Source organism: Rhodococcus sp. NPDC057014, from assembly GCF_042673295.1.
GTDB lineage: Bacteria > Actinomycetota > Actinomycetes > Mycobacteriales > Mycobacteriaceae > Rhodococcus_F.
Genome location: NZ_JBHUSF010000438.1, coordinates 1 through 5877 on the forward strand (window position 1 = coordinate 1; position 5877 = coordinate 5877).

Genomic DNA, 5877 nt, shown 5'->3' on the forward strand with positions numbered 1-5877 from the left:
TCGGCGCCCTCGGCGAGGGCGGTGTTCTTGACCTCGTCGATGAGTTCGCCGACCGAGTCGAGGTAGGCGGTGGTCGAGCCCATGGCGGCGACGTCGATGGCGATGAACAGATGTCCTGCGCCGCTGACCTTGTCGGCCTCGTATGGTCCGCGGACGCGGGATCCCGTGCGGCTTCCGGTGAGGGCGCCGGAGAGGATGTCCATCATGAACGTGATGGCGTAACCCTTGTGCCCGGCCATGGGGAGAATGACACCGTCGATGGCGGCGGCCGGGTCGGTGGTGACGCGCCCGGCAGAATCCATGGCCCAGGTGGACGGAATCTTCTCGGCGCGGTTGCGGGCGAGGTAGATCTTGCCGCGGGCGACGGCGGTGTTGGCGATGTCGACGGCCACGACGCCCGAGCCGGAGGGGGCCGGGGCGGCGATCGACCACGGGTTGGTGCCGAGGACCTTTTCGCGGCCGCCCCACGGCGCCATCGCGGGGCTGGCGTTGGTGGTCAGGATCGACACGCACCCGTCCTGGGCGGCGCGCCGGGTGTAGTACATCGCGGTGCCGAAGTGGTTGGAGTTGCGTACTCCGACCACACCGACGCCGTGCTCGCGGGCACGGGCAACGGCCTCGCGGCGAGCCGTTTCGGTGAGGACCTGCCCGATGCCGGCGCGGCCGTCGAGCAGTAGCAGAGCGCCGCCGTCGACCAGGGTTTCCGGGCTGGTCACCGTGGTCATCGCCCCGGACTGCAGGCGGGTCGCGTACCAGGGCAGGCGGAGAACACCGTGGGACTGGTGTCCCCACAGGTCGGCCTGCACCAGGCTGTCGAGAACCAGGGCCGCGTCGTCGCCAGGCACGCCTATCTTCTCCAGTACCTCGCAGCCGAAGGCGGTCAGAGCCTCGGGCTTCACGCGGACGTCGTTCATGTCAGTTCCCCGTTTCTATTCGATACGCTTCGGTATACACTATGACATACCTAAGGGGATTCAGGAAAGAGTTCAAAGGAGAACTATGCTCAGTCTGATCGTGTCGGTGCAGGTCAAGCCCGAAAAGCGGGAGAGGTTCCTGGAGGTGATCGCCGACAATGCGGCGCGGTCGGTGCGGGACGAACCGGGATGTCTGCGCTTCGATGTCGTCGAGCATGCCGAGGAGCCCAACCACTTCTTCTTCTACGAGCTCTACCGGGACACCGAGGCGTTCGCCGAACACAAGGCGGCCCCGCACTTCGCCGACTGGCGGGCAGGCGCGGACGAATGCCTGGTCCCCGGCAGCCAGGTCAACACCTTCGCCGAGGTGCTCGTCAGCGAGTCCGATGCGACCGCGCATGCCTGAGCCCGCCGCTACCACCCGTCCCGTCGTTCGAAGGACCTTCATGACTGCCACCATCACCACCATCAACCCCTCCACCGGGCAACCGCTGGACACGTACGAGGCGATGTCACCGGAGCGCATCGATGCCCTCGTCGACGCCGCAGCGACCGCGCAGAAGCAGTGGGCGACCGAGGAGTTCAAGACCCGTGGCGAACTCCTGCGGTCCGCGGCCACCGTCCTGCGGGAGCGGTCAGAGGAGCTGGCCCGGCTGGTGACCCGGGAGATGGGCAAACCGCTCGCCGAGTCCCGCGCCGAGGTCGACAAGTGCGCGATCGGCCTCGAGTTCTACGCCGACCACGCCGCCACCTTCCTCGCCGACGAGGACTACGCCACCTCCGCCGATCGCAGCTGGGTCTCCTACGAGCCGGTCGGGATCGTGCTGGCGATCATGCCGTGGAATTTCCCGCTCTGGCAGGTGTTCCGGTTCGCCGCGCCCGCCCTGATGGCCGGCAACGCCGCCCTGCTCAAGCACTCGCCCAACACCACCGGCAGCGCCCTGGCCTGTCAGGACATTCTGCTCGCGGCGGGTCTGCCCGCTGGGTTGTTCACCACCGTGCTGATCGCCGAACCCGACGTGCCCGCCGTCACCGAGAGACTGATCGCCGACCCGCGGATCGGGGCGGTGACCATCACGGGTAGTGAACGCGCGGGCAGCGCGGTCGGCTCCATCGCCGGCCGGGAGATCAAGAAGTCGGTCCTCGAGCTCGGCGGATCCGATCCGTTCGTGATTCTCGCCGACGCCGACCTTCCCCGTGTGGCCGCGCTCGCCGCGCGGGGACGGTTCCTCAACAACGGGCAGAGCTGCATCTCCCCGAAACGGTTCATCGTCGACGCCGCCGTTGCCGATGAGTTCACCCGCCTGTTCGTCGAGAACGTCGGTCGGCTGCAGGTCGGCGACCCGGAAACCGATGGCACCGATGTCGGGCCGATGGCCCGCAGGGATCTGCTCGAGGGCATCGACCGGCAGGTTCAGTCCGCGGTCGCCGCCGGGGCCACCGTCCTGCACGGCGGGCACCCGCTCGAGGGCACCGACGGGTTCTTCTACGCCCCCACCGTTCTGGCCGACGTCCAGCCGGGCATGTCGGTCTACGCCGAGGAGACCTTCGGGCCGGTCGCCACGATCATCACCGTCGACGGGCCCGACGAGGCGGTACGGGTGGCCAACGACACCCCGTTCGGGCTCGGCGCCAGCGTCTGGGGCACCGACCTCGAGGCTGCCATCGCCGTCGGCCGGCGCATCGAGTCCGGGGCGTGCTTCATCAACTCCGTCGTGGCCTCCGACGCCCGGATGCCGTTCGGGGGCACCAAACGCTCCGGATACGGCCGCGAACTCGCCGCTCCCGGAATCCGCGAATTCGTCAACATCCGCACCTGGTGGGCGATGAACGAACCCGGCGCCCAGGCCCCGGTCTCCGAATAATCCCCCACCCGATAATCCCGCACCCGTTCCCAAACACCCGGGGGGATCCCGGAACGGCGCAAACAGCACACAGCTCGTCCCGCCACTCGACGGTGTCGGCCGCACCCAGTCCACCGACGCCGGACACCTCAGTAATCAAGGAGTTTCGCTTCCCATGACCGACATCACCACCGCCGATCCCACCGCCTTGGCCGTCTCCGCGCAGCTGCGGGACGGACGCAACGCCGCCGTGCTGCGCTCCTCCGAGATCACCCCGCGCCAGCGGGGCGGCGGCGCCCGCACCATCCCGCTGGTCTCCCAGCAGGTCGGCGGCAAGGACTTCCTCAACGGCATCACCATGTTCGGTCCCGGCGCCGCGATCCCCGAGCACTTCCACAACTGCGACGAGTCCGTGCTCATCATCCGTGGCTCCGCGATCGCCCACATCGACGGCACCCCGCACCCCGTCACCGTCGGCGACAACTCGTTCATCCCCGCCGGCATTCCGCACTTCTTCCGCAACGCCTCCGACACGGACGAGCTGCACATTTTCTGGACCTACGCCTCCGTGGATGCGAATCGGACCATCGTCGCTACCGGTGCGACCACCCGCATCGACGAGGAACACGGCACCAACCTCGCCTGACCCGCCCCCATCCGGCTCCGCGAAAGGACCCCCGATCATGGTGTGGGAGATCGCCCGCCTCGACATACACGAGGACCACAACAAGGCCTTCGAAGCCGCACTCACCGAGGCGGTTCCCCTGTTCGCCCGCGCGCACGGGTGCCGCGGCATGCAGGTCCAGCACAGTACCGAGCACCCGCAGCGGTACTACCTGATCGTCGACTGGAACACCCTCGAAGACCACACCGTCCGGTTCCGCGAATCCGACGACTTCGCCCGATGGCGCGGTCTGGTCGGTGAGCACTTCGCGCAACCCCCGGTCGTCGAACACACCGATCGTCTCGACGTCGGATTCACCGCGGAGCCGGTTCGGTGACCAGCGTGCGGTTGAGTCGGCGGTCGTTCCTGGCCGCCGGAGGCGGGGCGGTGGCCGTGGCGGCGGTCGCCGTCGGCGCGGGCATGGGCGCGGCGGGGGCGTGGCCGCTCGGATCGAGCGACGGGGGCCCGGAGCGGACGATGTTCGCCTACGTCGGCTGCTACACCACCGCCAAGAGGGAAGGCCGCGGGCAGGGCATCGCGGTGTTCCAGGTGAACACCGCAGGTCGCTGGGAGCCGGTGCAGGTGCTGCCCACGACACCGAACCCGTCCTATCTGATCACCGACCGGGCCGCGGCCACCCTCTATTCGGTCGAAGGCGACGGCAACCGCGTCACCTCCTTCCGGATCGACCGCGGCATAGGGCATCTCACCGAACTCGGCACCGTCGACACGGGTGGCACCAACGGAGTGCACCTGGCCCTCTCCCCTGACGAGACCCGGCTGGTCGTCGCCAACTACGCCACCGGGTCGATCGCGGTCTTTCCCCGCGCCGCCGACGGCACCCTCGGAGAGCGATCGCAACTGGTGCAGCTGACCGGCACGCCCGGGCCGCTGCCGGAAGACCAGAAGGGGCCCCAACCGCATCAGGTGCTGTTCGACCCGGCCGGCCGGTACCTGATCGTCCCGGACAAGGGCACCGACCGGCTGCACCGATTCGGCTACGACGTGGCGGCCGGGACGCTGTCGGTGCTCGGCGATCCGGTGCTCACGCCGCCGGGTACCGGACCGCGGCATCTGGCCTATCACCCATATCTGCCGGCGTTCTACCTGGTCGACGAGCTGTCCTCGCAGGTCACCGTCTACCACTACGACCAGCAGACCGCCGCCGTCACCGCCGGCGCGTCCGCGTCGACGCTGCCGGCCGGCTTCGACGGAGAATCCACCGCCGCGGCGATCGTGATCAGCCGCGACGGCCGATTCGTCCACGTCTCGAACCGGGGGCACGATTCGGTCGCCTCGTTCGGCATCACCCCGGTCGGATCCCTGACGCCTCCGGCCCTGACCGACACCGGGGGTCACCAGCCGCGGTTCATGACCCTCGATCCCGCGGGCGGGACGTTGTATGTGGCGAACCAGAAGGGCGACAGCATCGTTGCGTTCGCCCTCGATCCCGTGACTGGGCGACTGGACCGTCGCGGGGAGCCGATCGCCACCGGCACGCCGTCGTGCATCACCTTCGTCGACGTTCCGTGAGCACCTACCGAAAGGACTCGCGAGCACACATGCCTATCCCCGATCCGTCCCGCATCGCGCTCGCGCGGACCTGGCTGCTCACGGCCGCCGCCGATCCCGCGGTGATCGCCGCCGCAGGCTCCTGCGGCGCCGATGTGCTCGTTCTCGACCTCGAGGACGGCGTCGCCGACCCGACAAGGCCGCCGCCCGGCATCACACCGCCCGGTGGCTCGGTGACGGCCACACCGCCTGGGTGCGGATCAACGACGCCACCACCAGTCACTGGGCCGAGGACCTGCGGATGCTCGCCGACACCGGTCGCCTCGGCGGGGTGATGCTGGCCAAGACCGAGCACGCCGAGGTCGAGGCCACCGCCGAGCGGTTGCCCGCCGACTCTGCGGTCGTGGCGTTGATCGAGTCCGCGCTCGGACTCGAAGAGGCCCGCCCCATCGCCCGGGCCGCCGCCACCGTGCGGCTGGCGTTCGGCAGCAGCGACTTCCGCCGCGACACCGGCGCCGCGGCCGACCCGGTGTCGCTGGCGTATGCCCGCTCACGTCTGGTCGTCGCCAGCCGCGCCGAGCGGATCGCCCCGCCCATCGACGGCCCCACCCACGCCGATACCGATCTACTCGCCGGGGTCGCGGTCGGCGTCGCGGCCGGGATGACCGGCAAGCTGTGCCTGCGCCCGGACCACATCGCCTCGATCAACACGGCACTGTCCCCGACCGCGCACGACATCGACTGGGCCGAGACCGTCATCGCCCGTCTCGGCGTGGACGGCGCGCACGTCACCGACGGCAGCGACCGACCGAAACTTGCTCGCGCCCTACGCATCCGGCAGCTCGTGACCGCCTTCGCCACCAACGACGCCTGAAACCAGTCCGCCGCGCGGACCGAACCGACATTCACCCGCGCGCCGGACCTTCCCCGCAGCGTGCCGTCC

Annotated in this window: 6 protein-coding genes and 1 pseudogene; 6 read left to right on the top strand and 1 reads right to left on the bottom strand. The window is 69.4% G+C overall.

What is annotated here, in order from left to right; all coding sequences use genetic code 11:
• A partial coding sequence (locus tag ACFTZB_RS42055; RefSeq protein WP_378441348.1) for an Ldh family oxidoreductase occupies positions 1–914 on the bottom strand: 914 nt, incomplete at its 3' end.
• An 85-nt stretch (positions 915–999) separates the two neighbouring features.
• On the opposite strand from ACFTZB_RS42055, the gene ACFTZB_RS42060 reads away from it, so the two are divergent.
• From ACFTZB_RS42060 to ACFTZB_RS42085, 6 genes and pseudogenes are all read left to right on the top strand, one after another.
• Positions 1000–1320, top strand: coding sequence for a putative quinol monooxygenase (locus ACFTZB_RS42060; protein WP_378441350.1), 321 nt, complete (start codon positions 1000–1002; stop codon positions 1318–1320).
• 40 nt (positions 1321–1360) lie between these two features.
• Complete coding sequence (locus ACFTZB_RS42065) at positions 1361–2779, top strand: NAD-dependent succinate-semialdehyde dehydrogenase (RefSeq protein ID WP_378441352.1); 1419 nt, start codon at positions 1361–1363, stop codon at positions 2777–2779.
• Positions 2780–2933: 154 nt separating this feature from the next.
• Entirely contained in the window at positions 2934–3404 is a 471-nt protein-coding gene (locus tag ACFTZB_RS42070; protein ID WP_378441354.1) for a cupin domain-containing protein, read from the top strand.
• 37 nt (positions 3405–3441) lie between these two features.
• Entirely contained in the window at positions 3442–3759 is a 318-nt protein-coding gene (locus ACFTZB_RS42075) for an antibiotic biosynthesis monooxygenase family protein (protein ID WP_378441356.1), read from the top strand.
• Complete coding sequence (locus ACFTZB_RS42080; protein WP_378441358.1) at positions 3756–4955, top strand: lactonase family protein; 1200 nt, start codon at positions 3756–3758, stop codon at positions 4953–4955. The genes ACFTZB_RS42075 and ACFTZB_RS42080 overlap by 4 nt, the downstream gene beginning before the upstream one ends.
• Before the next feature lie 29 nt (positions 4956–4984).
• Positions 4985–5808 (top strand): annotated as a pseudogene (locus tag ACFTZB_RS42085) (HpcH/HpaI aldolase/citrate lyase family protein).
• Positions 5809–5877 lie beyond the last annotated feature (69 nt).

What these genes read in the sequence shown, in the direction of transcription:
- ACFTZB_RS42075 (WP_378441356.1), top strand. Translation starts at nt 3,442, where the DNA reads ATGGTGTGGGAGATCGCCCGCCTCGACATACACGAGGACCACAACAAG.
- ACFTZB_RS42060 (WP_378441350.1), top strand. Translation starts at nt 1,000, where the DNA reads ATGCTCAGTCTGATCGTGTCGGTGCAGGTCAAGCCCGAAAAGCGGGAG.
- ACFTZB_RS42070 (WP_378441354.1), top strand. Translation starts at nt 2,934, where the DNA reads ATGACCGACATCACCACCGCCGATCCCACCGCCTTGGCCGTCTCCGCG.
- ACFTZB_RS42065 (WP_378441352.1), top strand. Translation starts at nt 1,361, where the DNA reads ATGACTGCCACCATCACCACCATCAACCCCTCCACCGGGCAACCGCTG.